General features: G+C 71.8%; 17 protein-coding genes. 5 read left to right on the forward strand and 12 right to left on the reverse strand.

Going from position 1 to position 16,848, the window contains the following annotated elements:
• Positions 1-9: 9 nt before the first annotated feature.
• Complete coding sequence (locus QUG92_RS12485; RefSeq protein WP_289459284.1) at positions 10-588, forward strand: hypothetical protein; 579 nt, start codon at positions 10-12, stop codon at positions 586-588.
• A 613-nt stretch (positions 589-1,201) separates the two neighbouring features.
• Here the strand turns inward: QUG92_RS12485 and QUG92_RS12490 are convergent.
• Positions 1,202-1,606, reverse strand: a complete 405-nt coding sequence (locus QUG92_RS12490) for a DUF4259 domain-containing protein (protein WP_289459285.1) — start codon at positions 1,604-1,606, stop codon at positions 1,202-1,204.
• A 41-nt stretch (positions 1,607-1,647) separates the two neighbouring features.
• Between QUG92_RS12490 and QUG92_RS12495 the strand changes: the two genes are divergently transcribed.
• Positions 1,648-3,393, forward strand: a complete 1,746-nt coding sequence (locus tag QUG92_RS12495; protein ID WP_289459286.1) for an endo-1,4-beta-xylanase — start codon at positions 1,648-1,650, stop codon at positions 3,391-3,393.
• A gap of 3 nt (positions 3,394-3,396) precedes the next feature.
• Here the strand turns inward: QUG92_RS12495 and QUG92_RS12500 are convergent, their stop codons facing one another.
• A complete protein-coding gene (locus tag QUG92_RS12500) occupies positions 3,397-3,981 on the reverse strand; it encodes a TetR/AcrR family transcriptional regulator (RefSeq protein WP_289459287.1) in 585 nt (194 codons plus the stop codon).
• 78 nt (positions 3,982-4,059) lie between these two features.
• Between QUG92_RS12500 and QUG92_RS12505 the strand changes: the two genes are divergently transcribed.
• Positions 4,060-4,950 carry an NAD-dependent epimerase/dehydratase family protein gene (locus QUG92_RS12505; RefSeq protein WP_289459288.1) on the forward strand — a complete coding sequence of 297 codons (891 nt, stop codon included), beginning with the start codon at positions 4,060-4,062 and terminating at the stop codon, positions 4,948-4,950.
• A 10-nt stretch (positions 4,951-4,960) separates the two neighbouring features.
• Here QUG92_RS12505 and QUG92_RS12510 read toward each other — a convergent pair whose 3' ends face one another.
• The 8 genes from QUG92_RS12510 to QUG92_RS12545 all read right to left on the reverse strand — a co-directional run bounded on the left by QUG92_RS12510 (position 4,961) and on the right by QUG92_RS12545 (position 13,382).
• Positions 4,961-5,380, reverse strand: coding sequence for a BLUF domain-containing protein (locus QUG92_RS12510; RefSeq protein WP_289459289.1), 420 nt, complete (start codon positions 5,378-5,380; stop codon positions 4,961-4,963).
• 87 nt (positions 5,381-5,467) lie between these two features.
• Complete coding sequence (locus tag QUG92_RS12515; protein WP_289459290.1) at positions 5,468-6,397, reverse strand: PfkB family carbohydrate kinase; 930 nt, start codon at positions 6,395-6,397, stop codon at positions 5,468-5,470.
• The gene (locus QUG92_RS12520; protein WP_289459291.1) at positions 6,397-7,866 is read right to left on the reverse strand and encodes a purine-cytosine permease family protein; all 1,470 of its coding nucleotides are present in this window, start codon (positions 7,864-7,866) and stop codon (positions 6,397-6,399) included. Before QUG92_RS12520 ends, QUG92_RS12515 begins: the two co-directional genes overlap by 1 nt.
• 85 nt (positions 7,867-7,951) lie before the next feature.
• Positions 7,952-8,968 carry an ADP-ribosylglycohydrolase family protein gene (locus tag QUG92_RS12525; RefSeq protein WP_289459292.1) on the reverse strand — a complete coding sequence of 339 codons (1,017 nt, stop codon included), beginning with the start codon at positions 8,966-8,968 and terminating at the stop codon, positions 7,952-7,954.
• A complete protein-coding gene (locus tag QUG92_RS12530) occupies positions 8,965-9,675 on the reverse strand; it encodes a GntR family transcriptional regulator (protein ID WP_289459293.1) in 711 nt (236 codons plus the stop codon). Before QUG92_RS12530 ends, QUG92_RS12525 begins: the two co-directional genes overlap by 4 nt.
• A 117-nt stretch (positions 9,676-9,792) precedes the next feature.
• Positions 9,793-11,811, reverse strand: coding sequence for a glycogen debranching protein GlgX (glgX, locus tag QUG92_RS12535; RefSeq protein ID WP_289459294.1), 2,019 nt, complete (start codon positions 11,809-11,811; stop codon positions 9,793-9,795).
• Between the two features lie 111 nt (positions 11,812-11,922).
• Positions 11,923-12,444 carry a peptide-methionine (S)-S-oxide reductase MsrA gene (gene msrA, locus QUG92_RS12540; RefSeq protein ID WP_289459295.1) on the reverse strand — a complete coding sequence of 174 codons (522 nt, stop codon included), beginning with the start codon at positions 12,442-12,444 and terminating at the stop codon, positions 11,923-11,925.
• Positions 12,445-12,599: 155 nt separating this feature from the next.
• Positions 12,600-13,382 carry an SDR family NAD(P)-dependent oxidoreductase gene (locus QUG92_RS12545; RefSeq protein ID WP_289459296.1) on the reverse strand — a complete coding sequence of 261 codons (783 nt, stop codon included), beginning with the start codon at positions 13,380-13,382 and terminating at the stop codon, positions 12,600-12,602.
• Between the two features lie 86 nt (positions 13,383-13,468).
• Between QUG92_RS12545 and QUG92_RS12550 the strand changes: the two genes are divergently transcribed.
• Together QUG92_RS12550 and QUG92_RS12555 are read left to right on the forward strand one after the other, a co-directional pair.
• A complete protein-coding gene (locus QUG92_RS12550) occupies positions 13,469-14,323 on the forward strand; it encodes a helix-turn-helix transcriptional regulator (protein WP_289459297.1) in 855 nt (284 codons plus the stop codon).
• A 120-nt stretch (positions 14,324-14,443) separates the two neighbouring features.
• Positions 14,444-14,704 (forward strand): hypothetical protein, encoded by a 261-nt coding sequence (locus tag QUG92_RS12555; RefSeq protein ID WP_069711858.1) that lies wholly within the window; start codon positions 14,444-14,446, stop codon positions 14,702-14,704.
• 101 nt (positions 14,705-14,805) lie between these two features.
• On the opposite strand, the gene QUG92_RS12560 is transcribed toward QUG92_RS12555, so the two are convergent.
• Together QUG92_RS12560 and QUG92_RS12565 are read right to left on the reverse strand one after the other, a co-directional pair.
• On the reverse strand, positions 14,806-15,627 hold the full coding sequence (locus QUG92_RS12560; RefSeq protein ID WP_289459298.1) for an aldo/keto reductase: 822 nt from the start codon (positions 15,625-15,627) through the stop codon (positions 14,806-14,808).
• Positions 15,628-15,645: 18 nt separating this feature from the next.
• On the reverse strand, positions 15,646-16,827 hold the full coding sequence (locus QUG92_RS12565) for a hypothetical protein (protein WP_289459299.1): 1,182 nt from the start codon (positions 16,825-16,827) through the stop codon (positions 15,646-15,648).
• Between the last annotated feature and the right edge of the window lie 21 nt (positions 16,828-16,848).

Consider the following 16,848-nt stretch of genomic DNA (forward strand, 5'->3'; position numbering starts at 1 on the left):
GAGGTCGGCATGGCATTCGAAAGTCATACCTTCAGCAGGATCGCGTCGAACCGCTGGAAGCGGAGCAAGGAAGGGTTCGAGGAGATCATCGAAGTTTCGGCTCTTCGTGGGCGCTATAATCTTGCGTGGTCTTTGACCGCGCCAGCGGCGGCGGACGTGTGGTGGGGGGAAGCTCCGAAACGGAACGACGATAGCGTCGAGTGGGGGCTGTTAGCGAGTGACATCAACACGACTCTTTGGCCGTCGCGGCAGCCGGAGGTGACAGATGAGATTCTCCGCTCGGACGAGGTGCCGGATCTTCTCCCGATCGCTCAAGCCCTATGCAAGCGGTTGGATCCACTCGAATCGCCGTCGGACGTGCAACGGCTCCTCGAAGCCGGTCCGGAGAACGACTCGATTCCGTTCGTGCATCCAACCTCAGCGAATGCGCGGAAGATGTTGGCTGCGGTTTTTTCGCCCTCTAGTGAGTGGAGCAGCGACGATGACGGGATTTTCTTATCAGCGGCCGCGGCATTGCGCGACTCGGCCTCAGAGCCTTGGGTCGGGCGGATCGCCCGATATCGAAGCCGCGCCATCGCCGGGGCGTAGAACGAAAGTCCCTCATCGCGCGGCTGCTGTCCTTCGGTCGTCGTGCCGATGTGTAGCGAACGTCGTTCAGACGTTCACCTACAACGGTGCGCAGCAGATGGGTTGCCGGGTTGGAGCCGTGGCTTGAGCACTGGCACGACGCAGAACAAGTGGCCGGAGCTGACTTGGAAGGCCTCGGCCGCAAACCGGGAGGGTGCATTGAGGTCCTTGTGTTCACCGCGAGTTCCCGGGTACATATCGCATGAGGCCTTCTGACCTGGGCTTCGGGCGGTGAGGGGAAAACGAGGGTGAACCCAGGGGAAACACAGGCTGAGGCAGTCGCCGAGGGTCCCTCGATCCGCACCACCGTGCTGGCCCACGAGACCTGCAAATGACCCGCCACAGAAAGCCCCCGTGCAAGCGGGGGTTTTCTCGTTCCCGGGAGTGTTCTTGGTGCGGATCTCTCCCCGGACGCACCGGGCTCTGGTGACAGGCGATCAGCCCAAACGGGGAAGCGAACGTCGTTCAGCGACGCGCCTGGTTGCGGGATCGACCGGCTGACCCGGGGACCAGGCCGTGTGCCGCTGGTTCGCTCCGGTTCGGTGGACCGACGGCGCGACGGTGAATCCGTCGCTCACCGCTCCTCGAGCGCTGCGAGCAGGCGACGGAGCGACTCCTGCCAGTCGCTCGACCCGGTCTCGGCCCACAGTTCGGCGAGCTCCCCGTCTGGACGCGCAGCGTCGTGCACCGCCTGGATCGCTCGGTCCGCGAGACGGCGACTCGGTCTGCGTGCGCGGCCGACGAACTGCTGGATGCTCTCGGTGTAGGCGTCGGTCTGCGTGGGACGACCGAGTCCGTGGGCGACGACCTCCGCCGCTGCGATGGCTGTGGCAGCGGTGTCGCTGTCGAGGGTGTCGCCGAGCTTCGCCGCGGTCGAGAAGGCGGCCTTGACGACCGTCCACCGTCGCTCGCCGTCGAGTTCTGCGACGAAGTCGGCGGCTGCATCGTTGCCGATCGGCTCGGCGCTCCAGGTCCCCATGCCGCGAGCGTAGGACGCTCCCCGTCCCGTAGTCTCCGAGCATGCGGACCGCGCCCGACGACCGACCACGGTTGGGGTCCCGACGACGCCCCGCGGGACAGCGGAGCCGGAGCTGGTCGGCCGGTGGGCTGGTCGCCGTCGCGCTCCTCCTGACGGGCTGCAGTACGACGCCACAGCCGGTCGAGCGGGACACGGTCGTCGACCTCCTGCACCAGGACTGGCAGCACGTGCCCGGCATCGCCCCCGACGGCGACGCGCTCCGGGTGACGCAGACCGCCCGCCGGATCGTCGAGCAGGACGGCGGCGGAGGGCAGCCGGACCCGCCCGTGAACCTCTTCGGCACACACCTGTCGGCCGACGGGGACTTCTCGCTCACCACGACCCTGCGGGACGTGACGGCCGACGCGACCCTGGCCGTGTTCGACAGCCCGCCGATCATCGCCGACGAGTTCCGCATCGAACCGGCCGGCATCCACCTCACGCTCCGCGGGGACGACCTCGAGGTCGTGGTCTTCGACGGCTCGCCGCAGCGCGACGTCGCTCACCCTCGGCCGGCGCGCGACGAGCACGTGCGGGTGGACGACCCCGAGGCGGAGCTGTCCGTGCAGCGTTCCGGCGACGACCTCGCGGTGACGAGCGGTGGCGACACCGTGATCTCGCTGCCGCTCGGGGACGCGTTCGACTCGGGCGAGCTCTGGCTGGGGTTGTCGAGCGACGAGGGATCGTTCACGGTGTCCTCGCTCACCGCTGCGGCGCCGGCGGGGGACTCCCTGGCCGTCGAGGGGCCCGTCGCCGCGGACGCGGACCGGTCTCCGGACGGACTCCAGTCGCTCGCGGCACGGGTGCGGCCGGGCTTCCGGATCGGTGCGGCGGTGGCGCTCGGGCCGCTCGCCGCGGACCGGCAGTACGCGCGCCACTTCGTGGGGAACTTCGGGGCCCTGACCCCGGAGAACGCGATGAAGCCGCAGGCGCTCGCTCCGCGCCAGGGCGTGTACACGTTCGAGGAGGCGGACGCCCTGCTCGACCTCGCGGCGAGCGAGGACATCTCGGTGCACGGCCACACCATCGCCTTCACGGAGGCGATGCCGCGGTGGATGCGGGACCTCCCCACCGACTCCGCGGAGGACCGTCGTGCCAGTGCGGACGCCCTGCTCGACTACGTGCGGACGGTGGTCACCCACTTCCGGGGCCGGCTCGACTCGCTCGACGTGGTGAACGAGCCGTTCGACGTCGACCAGGGGACCGACCTGCAGGAGAACGTCTGGTACCGGGTGTTCGGTGCCTCCTACCCGGTGGTCGTGTCGAAGGCGGTGCACGACGCGGACCCGGACGTCCGGCAGTTCATCAACGAGAACGGGGCCGACGTGCCCGGGCCCCGCCAGGACGCCCTCCGCCGACTCGCGCTCGACACGAACGCGCAGGGCGGGCACATCGCCGGTGTCGGTCTGCAGGCGCACGTCTACGACCTCGACACCGACACCGTGTCGGCCGACGACCTCACCACGACGCTCGAACGGTTCGCCGACGCCGGTCTGCTCGTCCGGATCTCCGAGAACGACGTCACCGACAGCGAGGGCCAGGACGCCCAGGCCGAGCAGTACGCCACGATCCTGGCGACGTGCCTCCGCTCCGAGGCCTGCGTCTCGTACACGACGTGGGGCGTCGACGACCGGTACGACTGGTTCACCGACGAGGACGGCCGCCTGCAGCAGGGACACGACCTGCTCTTCGACGACGGCAGCCCGACGCCCGCGTACGACGCACTACGGGAGGCGCTCGCCGGCTGAGCGTCAGCCGGTCCGCACCGCCGGGTCCGCCGCGGCCGCGCGCAGGTGCGCGAGCTCCTCGGCCACCAGCGGTCGGAGGTCCGCGCCCGGCGCCGCGACGGTCCACCGGTCGAAGCCGTCGTAGTAGGCGCGGACGGCGGCCCAGGCGAGGACCGCGGCCCGGGCGTCGTCCTGCAGTCGGCTCCGGAGCGCGTGCTCGAGCGCCTCGGTGATGACGAAGCGCTTGTGCACGGCGCGCTCACGCAGGGCCTCGCTCGACGCCGTCAGCTCGGCGATGGCGGCTCCGACGGCCTGCTGCTCGGGCACGTGCTCAGCGACGAGTGCATCGAGCACCGCCTCGACGAGCGCGGCGCCGTCGAGGTCGTCCGGGGCGTCGCCGACCACGCGTCGGACCGTGTCGACGGTGGCCGCCTGCCCCTGGAACAGGATCTCCCGCTTGTCCGCGAAGAGCCGGAAGAGCGTCGCCTTCGTCAGCCCGGCGCGCTCGGCGATCTGTGCGGCGGTGGTCCGGTCGTAGCCCTGCTCGCCGAAGAGCGCGAGCGCCGCGTCGAGCAGCCGCCCGCGCGGGTCCGGTTCCCAGCGCGCCACGCTCCGATCCTAGTCGATGCGACTCGGTCTCGTCGGGTGTACGGTGACGAGACCAAGTCTCATCACGAAGGAGTACTCATGCGCATCTTCATCACCGGCGCCACCGGATGGATCGGGAGCGCCCTCGTCGGCGACCTGCTCGCTCGCGGACACGACGTCGTGGGCCTCGCCCGGTCGGACGCCTCGGAGGAACGGCTCCACACCATGGGCGCGCGGTCGGTCCGCGGGGACATGACCGACCACGACCGCATCGTCGAGCAGGTCCGGCTTGCGGACGCCACGGCGCACCTGGCCTTCACCCTCGACTTCGGCGCGTTCGAGGAGACGATCGACAACGAGGTCGCCCTGCTGGCCGCCGTCGGTGACGCCCTCGCGGACAGCGGCAGGGCCTTCTTCGCCGCTTCCGGGACGCCCACGAACGCCGCGGGGACGGCCACCGAGGACGACCCGCTCGACCCGGACGGACCGGCGGGAGCCCGGGCGCGGACCGCCTCGGCGGTGCTCGGCCTCGCCGACCGCGGGATCCGGGCCGGGCTCGTGCGGATGCCGCGGACGGTGCACGGAGAGGGCGACCGCAACGGACTCATCGCGGCGCTCGTCGGCCTCGATCGGCAGCTCGGCGTGGCGGCGTACGTCGGTGACGGTCGGAACCGGTGGCCGGCGGTGCACGTCGGCGATGCCGCGCGGCTCGTCCGCGCGGCCCTCGAGGGCGCCCCCGCCGGTGCCGTCCTGCACGCCGTCGCCGAGGAGGGCGTCCGGATGCGCGACGTCGCCGAGGTGATCGGACGGCGGACCGGCCTGCCGGTGGGAGCCGTCGACCCGACGGACCTCGGCGTGTTCGGCGCGCTGCTCGGCGGGGACCAGCCGGCGTCGAGTGTGCGGACGCGGGGGCTCGTCGACTGGCGTCCGACGGGGCCGACCCTGCTCGAGGACCTCGAGGCGGGGTACTACACGGACGGACGCGCCTGATCGGGAGCGGTCAGCGACCGGCCGGACGGAACCAGCGGATGAGTTCGCGGAGGGCCGGCAGGGAGCTGAACTGCGTGCCGTCCCCGGCGTCGAGGTCCTCGAAGGTCGTCCGGTAGCCCGGCGCCTGCTCGACGTCGGTGTCCTCGGCCGGGTAGCCCATCGTCCACTCCGGGAACTGCCGCTCCTCGATGAGCTCCTCGGTCAGCACGGTGACCTTCGTGTGGCGCTCGTCGTGCTTGATCGTGGCCATCTTGTCGCGGACGGCCTGGTCCGGCCCCTCGAGCAGCTGCAGGAAGTAGCCGTTGCGGAAGAGCAGGACACCGGTGATGTCGTTCCGTTCGTTGGCGCGCCGGCTCTGCGCGAGCAGCCCGGCGAGGTCGTCGTCGTCCAGCGATCGGGTGGCGACGCTCGAGTAGATGAGGGACAGCATCGGGTCTCCTTGGTGGGGGAGTGGTCAGTCAACTCCGTGTGCCCCGTGTGTCCCGCTGGCCGTCGGGGGACGACCGGACAGGCGGTGTCAGGCCGACGGGTGCGCCGCCAGGAACGCGTCGGTCTCCGCCGCGGTCGGTGCCGTCGCCGGACCGTGCCGCGTCACGGCGAGGGCCGCCGCCGCGTTCGCCCGTCGGACGGCGTCCACCAGCGAGGCACCGCGGGACAGGGCCGCGACGAGCACGCCGCCGTGGGCGTCGCCCGCGCCGTTCGAGTCCACCGCGTCGACGGCGAAGCCGGGCACCAGCACCGGGGCGGCCCCGGGCTCGGCGACCCAGCAGCCCGCTGCGCCGTCGCGGACCAGGGCGGTGCCGCGGGCGGACGCGGCGATCGTGGTGACCGCCTCGGGGAGTCCTGCGGCCGTCGGGGCCAGGAGCCGCGCCTCCCGGCCGTTCGCACTGACCACGTCCGCACGCGCGGTGACGGGGCCGAGGACCGCCGGGTCGAGTGTGTCGACCAGTGGTGACGGGTCGAGCACGACGCGGACGGAGGGCGGCACGGTGCCGATCCAGTCCGCGATCGCCGGGCCGTTCACAGCGTGCGCGAGGCCGTAGCCGGAGACGAACACGGTGTCGTCGGAGCGGAGCTCCACGCGGTCGAGGTCCGACCGGTCGAGGCGACCCTCGGCGCCGACGCTCGTGACGAACGTGCGCTCGGTCGAGGCGTCGACCAGGGCGACGCAGTAGCCGCTGTCGACGTCGTCGCGGCCGGGCTGCAGGACCTCGACGCCGGACGATGCGAGTGCTGCGCGGACGACGTCACCGAACGGTCCGGTGCCGTACTGGCCGGCGAAGGCCACGTCGATGCCGTCCCGGACGGCGGCGACCATCGTGTTCAGGCCGCCGCCCGCGGTGACCGTCGATGCCGAGGCGATGACGTCCCCGCCGGGCTCCGGGATCGCGTCGACCCGCATGACGATGTCGACGATCACGTTGCCGACCGAGACGAGCCGGGGCATCAGCGGCCCTGCTCGGGAGCGAGCACCTGGCCGCTTGCGCCGCCGGTGAGCAGGTACACGGCTGCGGCGACGACGAAGGTGACGATCCAGCCGAGGCCGTTCGCGCCGATCCAGCTCGCCGAGAACGCCCCGACGAACACGGGCTCGGCGTCGCCCACCTGCACCGCGGTGAACAGGAACCCGACGATGATCGCGACGACCCACGCGGCCAGGGCTCCCCACGCGACCCCGCCGCGGTACCAGTAGCGGCCACCGGCACGGAGGTCGAGGAGCGCGACCGGGTCGTACCAGCGGCGCCGCAGCATGTCGGCGGTGAAGACGCCGAGCCAGGCGGTGATCGGGACGGCGAGCACCGAGATGAAGGTGATGAACGGCGCGTAGAAGCCGTCGGCGACGAGCATGAAGTACATCGCGCCGAGCGTCGTCACGACGACGTCGACCGCGACCGCCCACACGCGGGGGACCGCGATGCCGAGGGTGAGCGTGGTGAGGCTGGCCGAGTACACGGACAGGTGGTTCGACAGCAGCAGGCCGCCGAACGCGGCGACGAGGTACGGGATCGCCATCCAGCCGGGCAGCAGGTCGCGGATCGCGGCGACCGGGTCGCCGGCCTGGGCGAGGATCGGGTCGCCGGCGGACACGAGCGCGCCGAGCCCGACGAGGACGACGAGGGGGATGCCGGCGCCCGCGGCGCTCGCCGCGATCAGGGCCCCCGCCCGGACGGACGTCCGGGTGTAGCGGGCGATGTCCGCGCCGGCGGTCGCCCAGCCGATGCCGGTGCCGGCGGCGATCGTGCCGATGCCGATCACCATCGCGCTGACCGGGCCGGCGGGCTGCGACCCGACGACGTCCCAGTCGACGCGGAGCACCAGGAAGACCGCGACGAAGACGTTGAGGGCACCGAACACCCACGTCGCCCACTTCTGCACGGCGACGATGAACGCGTGGCCGAGGCCCGAGACGAGCACCGTGGCGACGACGAACACCAGGATCGCGACGATCGTCAGCACCGGGTGGGCCTTCGCGTCACCGTCGGTGCCGAAGAGGATCGCGAAGAGCGAGAGCAGCACGAACGCGGCGGTGGTGGTGTTCACGGTCTCCCAGCCCAGGCGGGAGAGCAGCGACACCGCGGTCGGCCCGACGTTGCCGCGCACGCCGAACACCGCACGGCTCAGGGTCAGGCCGGGAGCGCCGCCGCGACGGCCGGCCACGGAGATCACGCCGACGACCGCGAAGGACCCGGCCGCGCCGATCACGGCGACGAGGAGGGCCTGCCAGATGGTCAGCCCCTGGAACGCCACGAGGGTCGCGCCGAGCGGCAGCCCGAGGATCGAGATGTTCGCGGCGAACCAGACCCAGAAGAGCGCGCCGGGTCGGCCGTTCCGCTCGTCGGCGGGCACGGGCTCGATGCCGCGCTGTTCGATGCTCGTCAGCGTGCCGCTGGAGAGCGTGGTGGTGGCGTCGGCCATGGGGTCCTCTTGCGTCGTCGGAAGGGGTGGTGCGGGAGGGGGACCGAGCGGTGGCGAGGGGGGACGCCACCGCTCGGCGTCGGGGTCAGCCGCGGTGGCGGAGCGTGAGCAGTCCGTCGACCAGCGGGCCGAGGTCGAGGTGGTTGACGGTCGTCACGGTGGCGACGGCGTCGGCGGGCCAGGCGTCCGCACCGTGGACGGCGCCGAGCACGGCCCCGGCCATCGCGGCGATCGTGTCGGTGTCGCCGCCGATCGACGCAGCGGTGCAGAGCGTCTCCCACGGGTCGAGGTCGAGTGCGACGAGGGCGAGGGCGGCGACGACGGACTCCTGGCTGGCGACGCTCGTGCCGATGAGCCGCGAGACCGTGTCGATCCGGTCCGCCGCGGGCACGGTCGGCAGGTACCCGCGTGCCCAGGCGGTCTTCGCCGCGATGTCGGCACCCGCGACCCAGTGGCCGCGCTCGGCGCCGATGGTGGCGGCCGCGACGGCGGCGTCGAGTGCCTCGGTGCGGGATGCCCCGTCGATGCCCGCGCTGACCGCAGCGGCGACGGCACTCGCGCCGGCCACGCCGAGTCCGGTGTCGTGCGTGACGCGGCAGGCGTCCTGCACGGCGTCGACCAGCCGGACGAGGTCGCCGGACGGCACGGCGATGCCGACGGGGGCGATGCGCATCGCGGCGCCGTTCGTCGTGCCGGTCGACCCGGCCTCGGACGCCGGGACGCCGTCGAGGATCCGCTGCACGGCCGTCTTGGTGCTCGGCCCGAGCAGGTCGAGCGAGCCCTTCGCCTCCATCGCGCGCTCCCACGCGATGAGCGCCTCGGCGAAGCGGGTCGGGTCGATGCGCCCGTCGCCCTCCAGGAGCAGCTCGGCGACCATCACGGCCTGCTCGGTGTCGTCGGTGATCGTGCCCGCGGGCATGCCGGCGGCGATCCGCTGGTGCGGCCCGGCGTCCACGAAGCCCGTCAGGACACCGTGGTCGGCGCGGATCTGTGCGAGCGACATCGACTGGGTCGGCATGCCGAGGGCGTCGCCGATCGCGAGTCCGGTGAGGGCGGCGAGGGCTGCGGTCTGGTCGTCCACGGGGTCCTGTCGGGTCGTCATCGTGCCGTCCCGAAGCGCATGTGCAGCCGGAAGCGGTCGGGGTCGAGGAGGCTGTCGACGCGCTCGACGAACGCGCCGTCGGCGGTCCGGGAGACGCGGCGGCTCCGGAGGAACGGGGTGCCCGCGGGCCGGTCGAGCAGGGCTGCGTCGTCGACGTCGAGCGGGACGACGTCGACCCACTGCTCGGCCTCCGCGGGGACGAGGCCGGCCTCGGCGATGGTCGCGGTGAGCGAGTCGTCGACCAGGCCGTCGGTCGTCGCGGCCGCCAGGCGCCCGACGTGCGGCAGCACGCTGCGCTCGAGCGACACGGGTCGCCCGCCGACGACGGTGCGGAGCCGGTCGACGGCGACGAAGGTCGCCTCCGCCGCGTCCACCTCGGCCTGGAGGCGCGGGTCGTCCAGCCGGACGAGCCGCAGGATGCGCGTGGTCACCTCGGTGCCCGACGCGGCGATCGACCGGGCCCAGCCACCGCGCGGGTCGAGCGTGGCGCCGTCGAACGTGACGACGGAGCCGATGCCCCCGCGGATTGCGATGTACTCGTCGTCGGCCAGGTCGGCGAGGGCGGCCCGGACGGTCCCGCGGCTCACCGCGAACCGTTCGGCGAGGTCGTGCTCGCCGGGCAGGCGCTCACCCGATCGGTACCGGCCTGACGCGATCGCATCGCGGAGGGCGTCGGCGACGAGACGTCGCTTCGATGAGACCGGCATGAACAGGAGTGTACATGTACAACTCCTGTCCAGTCATCGAGACGCCCACACGACGGACGGGAGGCGCGGGGGCCGCTGGCACCGCGCCTCCCGTCCGTGTGTCCGTGCGACCGAGGACTACACCAGCGCCGTGAAGGACGCGTCGCGCACGAGCAGCGACGTCGCGTCACCCTCGACCGCCTGGTCCGGGTCGCTCGACAGGCCGAGCGACCACGTGCCGCCGCCCGGCTTCTCCGGCAGCGTGAACTCGACGGTCGTGTCCGAGGCGTTCATGAGCACCGCGACGGTGTCGTCGCCCTGCTGCAGCACCAGGATCACGGCACGGTTGCCCGCGTCGGCCCAGTCGCCGTCCTCGAAGCCCTGCGCGTCGGCGCGGAGCACCTGCACGGTCGACTCGGAGTCGCCGGGTGCCGTGCGGTACCAGATCGGGCGGAGCGCCGCGTGCTGCTTGCGGAACGCGATCGCCGCGGTCGTGAAGGCGAGCAGGTCCTGGTCGGCGGCCTCCCAGTCGAACCACGAGATCTCGTCGTCCTGGCAGTAGGCGTTGTTGTTGCCGCCCTGCGAGCGGGCGATCTCGTCACCGCCGAGCATCATCGGGATGCCCGCCGAGAGCATGAGCGTGCCGAGGAAGTTCCGGCGCTGGCGGTCGCGGTAGTCGTTCACCGCGCCGTCGTCGGTCGGGCCCTCGATGCCGCCGTTGAACGAGGTGTTGTTGCTCTCGCCGTCGTTGTTGTCCTCGCCGTTCGCCTCGTTGTGCTTCTCGGCGTACATCGTGAGGTCAGCCAGGGTGAAGCCGTCGTGCGCGGTGACGAAGTTCACCGAGCAGAGCGGGGAGCGACGCGAACCCTCGTAGACGTCCGGGCTGCCGAGGGTGCGCTGCACGGCGTCACCGAGGGTGCCCTCGTCACCACGCCAGAACGAGCGCAGGTCGTCGCGGTACTTGCCGTTCCACTCCGACCAGTCGGCCGGGAAGCCGCCCACCTGGTAGCCGGCGGTGTCCCACGGCTCGGCGATCATCTTGACCTCGCGGAGCACCGGGTCCTGGTGGATGATGTCGAGGAACGCGGAGTGCTTCTCGGCCTCGCCGTCCTGACGGGTCAGGGTCGTCGCGAGGTCGAAGCGGAAGCCGTCGACGTGCATCTCCTCGACCCAGTAGCGGAGCGAGTCGGTGATGAGCCCGAGCGCGGAGGGATGCGAGACGTTGAGGCTGTTGCCCGTGCCGGTCGTGTCGAAGTAGTTGCCCTCGTCGCCCTCGACCAGGCGGTAGTACGACGCGTTGTCGATGCCCTTGAAGGACAGCGTCGGGCCCATGTGGTTGCCCTCGGCGGTGTGGTTGTAGACGACGTCCATGATGACCTCGAGCCCCGCGGCGTGCAGGGCCTTGACCATCTCCTTGAACTCGGTGACCTGCTGGCCGGCCGTGCCGGAGGACGAGTACTCGTCGTGCGGGGCGAAGAAGCCGATGCTGTTGTAGCCCCAGTAGTTCCGGAGGCCCTTGTCGGCGAGGGTCGAGTCCTGCACGAACTGGTGCGTCGGCAGCAGCTCGACGGCGGTCACGCCCAGGTCGGTCAGGTGCTTGATCGCGGCGGGGTGTGCGAGGCCCGCGTAGGTGCCGCGGATCTCCTCGGGCACGTCCGGGTGCTGCTTCGTGAAGCCCTTGACGTGCACCTCGTAGACGACCGTGTCGGCGTACGGGGTGTGGAGCAGCTGGTCGCCGTCCCAGTCGAACGCGCGGTCGGCGACGACGGACTTCGGCATGGCGCTCGCCGAGTCGGTCTCGTCGATCTGCTCCGGGTCCTCCATGTCGTGGCCGAACAGGGCCTGGCCCCACTCGTACGAGCCGTCGACGGCCGTGGCGTACGGGTCGAGCAGGAGCTTCGCGGCGTTGTGGCGCAGGCCGTTCGCCGGGTCCCAGGCGCCGTGCACGCGGAAGCCGTACCGGGTGCCGACGGTCACGTCCGGCACGACGTCGTGGAAGGTGTAGCCGGTGCGGTTGCGCAGCTCGGTGCGGTGCTCGGTGCCGTCCTCGTCGAAGCGGCAGAACTCGACACGCTCGGCGGTGCTGGAGAAGAGCGCGACGTTGGCGCCGCCGTCGACGAGCGTCACGCCGAGCGGGGTGCGGGAGGAAGTGGTCATAGTGCACTTCTAGCGGGCGGCGACTGTGTCCTCACGTCGCCTGCGTACCCCGTGACGGACGGGAGGCGCGGTCCCAGCTGGCACCGCGCCTCCCGTCCGTCGGATCGAACGTCAGACCGTGGCGGTCGCCTCGTCACGGTGCGGGAGCTTCCAGCCCGGACGCACGAAGTGGCAGGTGTACCCCGCCGGGTACTTCTCGAGGTAGTCCTGGTGCTCCTCCTCGGCCTCCCAGAAGTCGCCCGCGGGCTCGACCTCGGTGACGACCTTGCCCGGCCAGATGCCGGAGGCGTCCACGTCCGCGATGGTGTCGAGTGCGACCTGGCGCTGCTCGTCGTTGATGAAGTAGATCGCCGAGCGGTAGCTGCGACCGACGTCGTTGCCCTGCCGGTCCTTGGTGGACGGGTCGTGGATCTGGAAGAAGAACTCGAGCAGGTCGCGGTACGAGATCTGCGACGGGTCGAAGACGATCTCGACGGCCTCGGCGTGGTCGCCGTGGTTCCGGTACGTGGCGTTCGGGGTGTCCCCGCCGGAGTAGCCGACGCGCGTGCTGATGACGCCGGGTCGGCGGCGGAGGAGCTGCTGCGCTCCCCAGAAACACCCGCCGGCGAGGATGGCGGTCTCGGTCGTGGTCATGCTGGCCTCCTGGGCGTCGTCGTTGCCGCTGGCTGCGGCATCACCGGGTGCAACCGGCGACCCCGGGCGCGTGTTCCCGGGTCGTGGTCCATGGTGCGCCTCAGTCGTGGCAGCACGGACGGCCCACGTCCAGCCGAGCGGGTACCGCGGGTGCGTCAGGCCCCGGCGCCGCCGTCCACGGGGATGCTCGCACCGGTCACCATCGAGGCCCGGTCGCTGAGCAGCCAGGCGGCGACCTCGGCGACCTCCTCGGGGCGGGCCATCCTGCCGAGCGGCACCGAGGCGTCGATCTGCTCCGTGATCCCCGGGGTCGCCGCCTCCCATGCGGCGATCATGTCCGTCGCGGTGCCGCCCGGGGTGATGCCGTTGACCCGGATGCCCTCGGGAGCCCACGTCACCGCTGCGGTCTCGGTGATGCTGTTCAGGGCGCGCTTCATCGCCCCGTAGGCCGGCAGTGCCGGGTTGGCCCGGCGGCTGCCGATGCTCGAGGTGTTCACGATCGCCCCGCCGCCGGAGTGGCGCATCAGGGCGGCCTCCGCGGTCATCGCGACCCAGTGCCCGCGGAAGTTGACCGCGAACTGGGTGTCGATGTCCTCGTCGCTCGTGGTGTCAAGCGGACCGGGCTGCTGGATCGCGGCACCGTTGTTGAAGGCGCCGTCGAGTCGTCCGTGCAACTCGCCGACGCGGTCGACGGCGGCACGGATGCTCGCCGGGTCGGCGAGGTCGAGCGCGACGGCGTCGGCGGTGCCGCCAGCGTCGCGGATTCCGGAGACGACGGTCTGGAGGGACCCGGTGCTCCGCGCGGCGAGGACGACTGCGGCGCCCTCGTCGGCGAAGAGGCGGGCGGCGGCAGCACCGATGCCGCGGCTGGCGCCGGAGACGAAGACGACCTTGCCGGAGAGCAGGCCGTTCGGACGTGTGGTGGTGTGATCGGTCATGCCGTCAGCGTCCGTCCCGCGTTGGCCGCGCAGCCAGGTACACCCGGTACCAGGACGGCGTCGCGCTCGCGGGGGAGGATCGGCGCATGGACAAGCACGAGCTCGCCGCGTTCCTCCGCGCCCGGCGCGAGCGGCTGCGCCCGGAGGACGTCGGGCTGCCGTCGGGGACGCGTCGGCGCACGCCTGGGCTGCGCCGCGAGGAGGTCGCGGTCCTCGCCCACATCTCCACCGAGTACTACGTCCGGCTCGAGCAGGCACGAGCCCCGCGCCCCTCGGCCGAGGTGCTCGCCGGCATCGCTGGGACGCTCCGGCTCACCGATGCCGAGTCCGACCACCTCCACCTGCTCGCCGGGACCGCGCGGACCCGGACCGCGAGCATCCGGCGTGAGGTGCGGCCGAGCATCCTGGCGGTCGTCGACCGTCTGCCGCTGACCGCGGCGATCGTGCTCGCCGCCGACTTCGAGGTCCTCGCGTGGAACCCCCTCGCCGCCGCGCTCATGGAGGACTTCGCCCTGCGGGACCGTCGGGACCGCAACCTCGCCCGGCAGGCCTTCCCCGTCGGCGGGACGGGCGGGGCGTCCGAGCCGCCGTACGGCATCGCCGACGGCGCCGAGTTCCGGCACCAGGTGGTGAAACAGCTGCGGACGACGCTCGCGCAGCACCCGTCGGACCCGGAGGTCGTCGCGCTCGTCGACGAACTCCGGACGGGCAACGCGGAGTTCGAGCGGCTGTGGTCGCGGCACGACGTGCAGCCGGCCCCGGTGCTCACGAAGACCTTCCACCACCCGTCGGTCGGGCCGGTCACGGTCGACTGCGACAGCCTCGCGCTCGTCGACGGCGACCAGTTCCTCGTGCTCTACACCGCGCCGCAGGGTTCCCCCGACGCGGATGCCCTGGCGCTCCTCGGGATGCTCACCGCGCGGGCTGCCGCGAGCGACTGAACCGCCGAGGGCCTGCGTCGGTGCGCGTCGATGGACGCCGTGCGCACCCGTCCATCCCGCGCGTGCGTGTCGTCCGGACATCACCTACCATTCGAACACACGTTCGAACGGGAGGTCGGGATGATGCTGACGCACGAGGTCGCCACGGTGTGGTGGGAGCGCGGGGTACCGGACCGCATGGTGTGGCGGGACCGCCGGTGGCGGGTGAGCGACAGCCCGACACGGTTGACCGCCACGGCGGAGTTCCTGCCGTCGGCGATGACGCACGCGCCGGAGCGCACGGTCGGGTGGCGCTTCCAGGTGAGTGCCGACGAGGACGCGGTCGTCGTCGACATCGTCCCCGAGGGTGACGGTTGGGTGGTCGCGCGGACCTGGCGCTGATCGAGCGAGACCGGCGTGGCGCCTCCCGCGCATCGACGGGCGCTCGTCCTGAGGCCCTCCGATGGTCACACCATCGGAGGGCCTCAGCACCGGTGCCGAGCTCAGCTGTCGGTGTCGTGCAGCCCGTCGAGCGTCGCGACGTCCTCGTCGGACAGCGTGAAGTCGACGTCCGCGTTCTCCGCGATGCGGGACGGCGTGGTCGACTTCGGCAGGGGGAGGACGTCCTTGTCGAGCAGGTAGCGGATCGCGACCTGGGCCACCGACCTGTCGTACTTGTCGGCGATGTCGCGGATGGCCGTGTTCTCGAGCAGGCCGCCCGTCGCGAGCGGCGAGTAGCCCTCGGTGAGGATGTCGTGCTCGCGGTCGAACGCGGTGGTCTCGTCCTGCGTGTTGCCGATGAACCAGCGGATCTGGTTGGCGTGCGGGACGACGTCGGTGCGACCGAGCAGGTCCTGCAGGTCGGCGACGTCGAAGTTCGAGACACCGATGCTCTTCGTGCGGCCGGCCTCGTACAGCTCCTCGAAGACCTTCCACACCTCGACGTTGCCGTCACGGTGGTCGGAGCCCATGTCGCTCCAGGGCCACGGCGCGTGGATCAGGTACAGGTCGACGTGTCCGAGGTCGAGGTTGCGGGACGACTCCTCGAAGGCGCTGCGGGCGCCGTCGGCGGTCTTCACCTCGGCGGGCAGCTTCGTGGTGACGAAGACCTCGTCGCGCGGGATGCCGCTGTCGCGGATCGCCTCGCCCACGCTGGCCTCGTTGCCGTACGCCAGCGCGGTGTCGATGTGCCGGTAGCCGGCCTCGAGGGCGGTCTTCGTGGCGTCGTACGCCTCGGAGCCGGTGGGGATCTGCCACGTCCCGAAGCCGATCTTCGGGATGTGCAGGCCGTTGGACAGGGTGAACGTGTCGGTGAGAGCGGGCATGTCGCGGACAGTACGCCGTCAGGCGACCGCGATCTCGTTCGGGACGCCCGGCAGTTCGTCGCTCGACGCTACGACCTTCCCGGTGGTGAGGTCCACGGCGTGGACCTTCCGCTCGGCCGGGTCGGTGACGTAGGCGACGTCGCCGACGACCTCGAGCGCGGGGTGGGCGTCCTGCCACTCGGTCGGACCCTCCCACGCGTCGATGACGTCGAAGGAGTCGATCGGCTCGCCCGTCTGCTCGTCGAAGGTGTGCAGTGCGCCGTCGGAGCCGAGGACCACGGCTTCGTCGCCCGGGCCCCGGGCCAGGTCGCGGAACGTGAAGCCGACGCCCTCGGGCATGTCCGCCACGCGGTACTCGCCGGAGGCCGCGTCGATGAGGGCGACCTGGTCGAGCAGGTAGCCCTCGCTGTCCGGGTCGTCGTTGAAGTCGCCGACGGCCACGGACGAGTCCTCGGTGGTGAACAGGTTGCCGGTGCGGCCGTACTCGGTCGGGGCGTCGATCTTCGTGAACGCGCCGTCCTGGTACACGAGGGCGCCGTCGGTGCAGCCGAAGACCGCGACCTCGCCCTGCACCGCCCCCTCGCCGTGCACGTTCGGGCACGCCTCGGAGCGGGCCAGCTCCTCGCCGTCCTCGTCGAGCGCGCGGACGCCGGTGCGCTCCTCCTCGGTGCCGATCGTGCTGAGGAGCGTGCCGTCCTCCAGCACGATCGCGACACCGTGGTGGGCGGCCTCGGACTCCGTGGTCTCGACGTCGGGCAGACGGTCGCCGTCGAGCTCGTCGTGGTCGAACACGGTCACGTCGCCGGAACCGTCGGCGAACAGGGCGGTCTTCTCGCCGTGGACGACGGCGTGGCCGCCGGTGTCCGCGGGGAAGACCGCGTCGGTCAGGGCGGGCGCCGCGGCGGTGTCGAGGACCCGGAAGCCCTCGGGCACCGTGACGAGCACGTGGCGGCCGTCCCCGGCGGGGTTCACGCGGGTGAAGCCGTCGATCGCGTCGTCGGCGACGACCTGCAGGTCCTGGTCGAGGGTGAGCAGGCCGCCGTCGTAGGTGAGGACGATGCGGTCGCCTCCGGCTGATGCGGCCTTCGTGGTGCGGGTGCCCTCGGCCTCGGCAGCGGGGCCGGTCGAGCAGCCGGTCAGGACGAGGGCGGCGGCGCCGAGCAGGGCAGCGGGCGCAAGCGTGGTGCGGAGTGGTGTCATGACGTTCACTGTAATGATTCT

This window comes from Curtobacterium citri (assembly GCF_030362955.1).
GTDB classification, from domain to species: domain Bacteria; phylum Actinomycetota; class Actinomycetes; order Actinomycetales; family Microbacteriaceae; genus Curtobacterium; species Curtobacterium citri.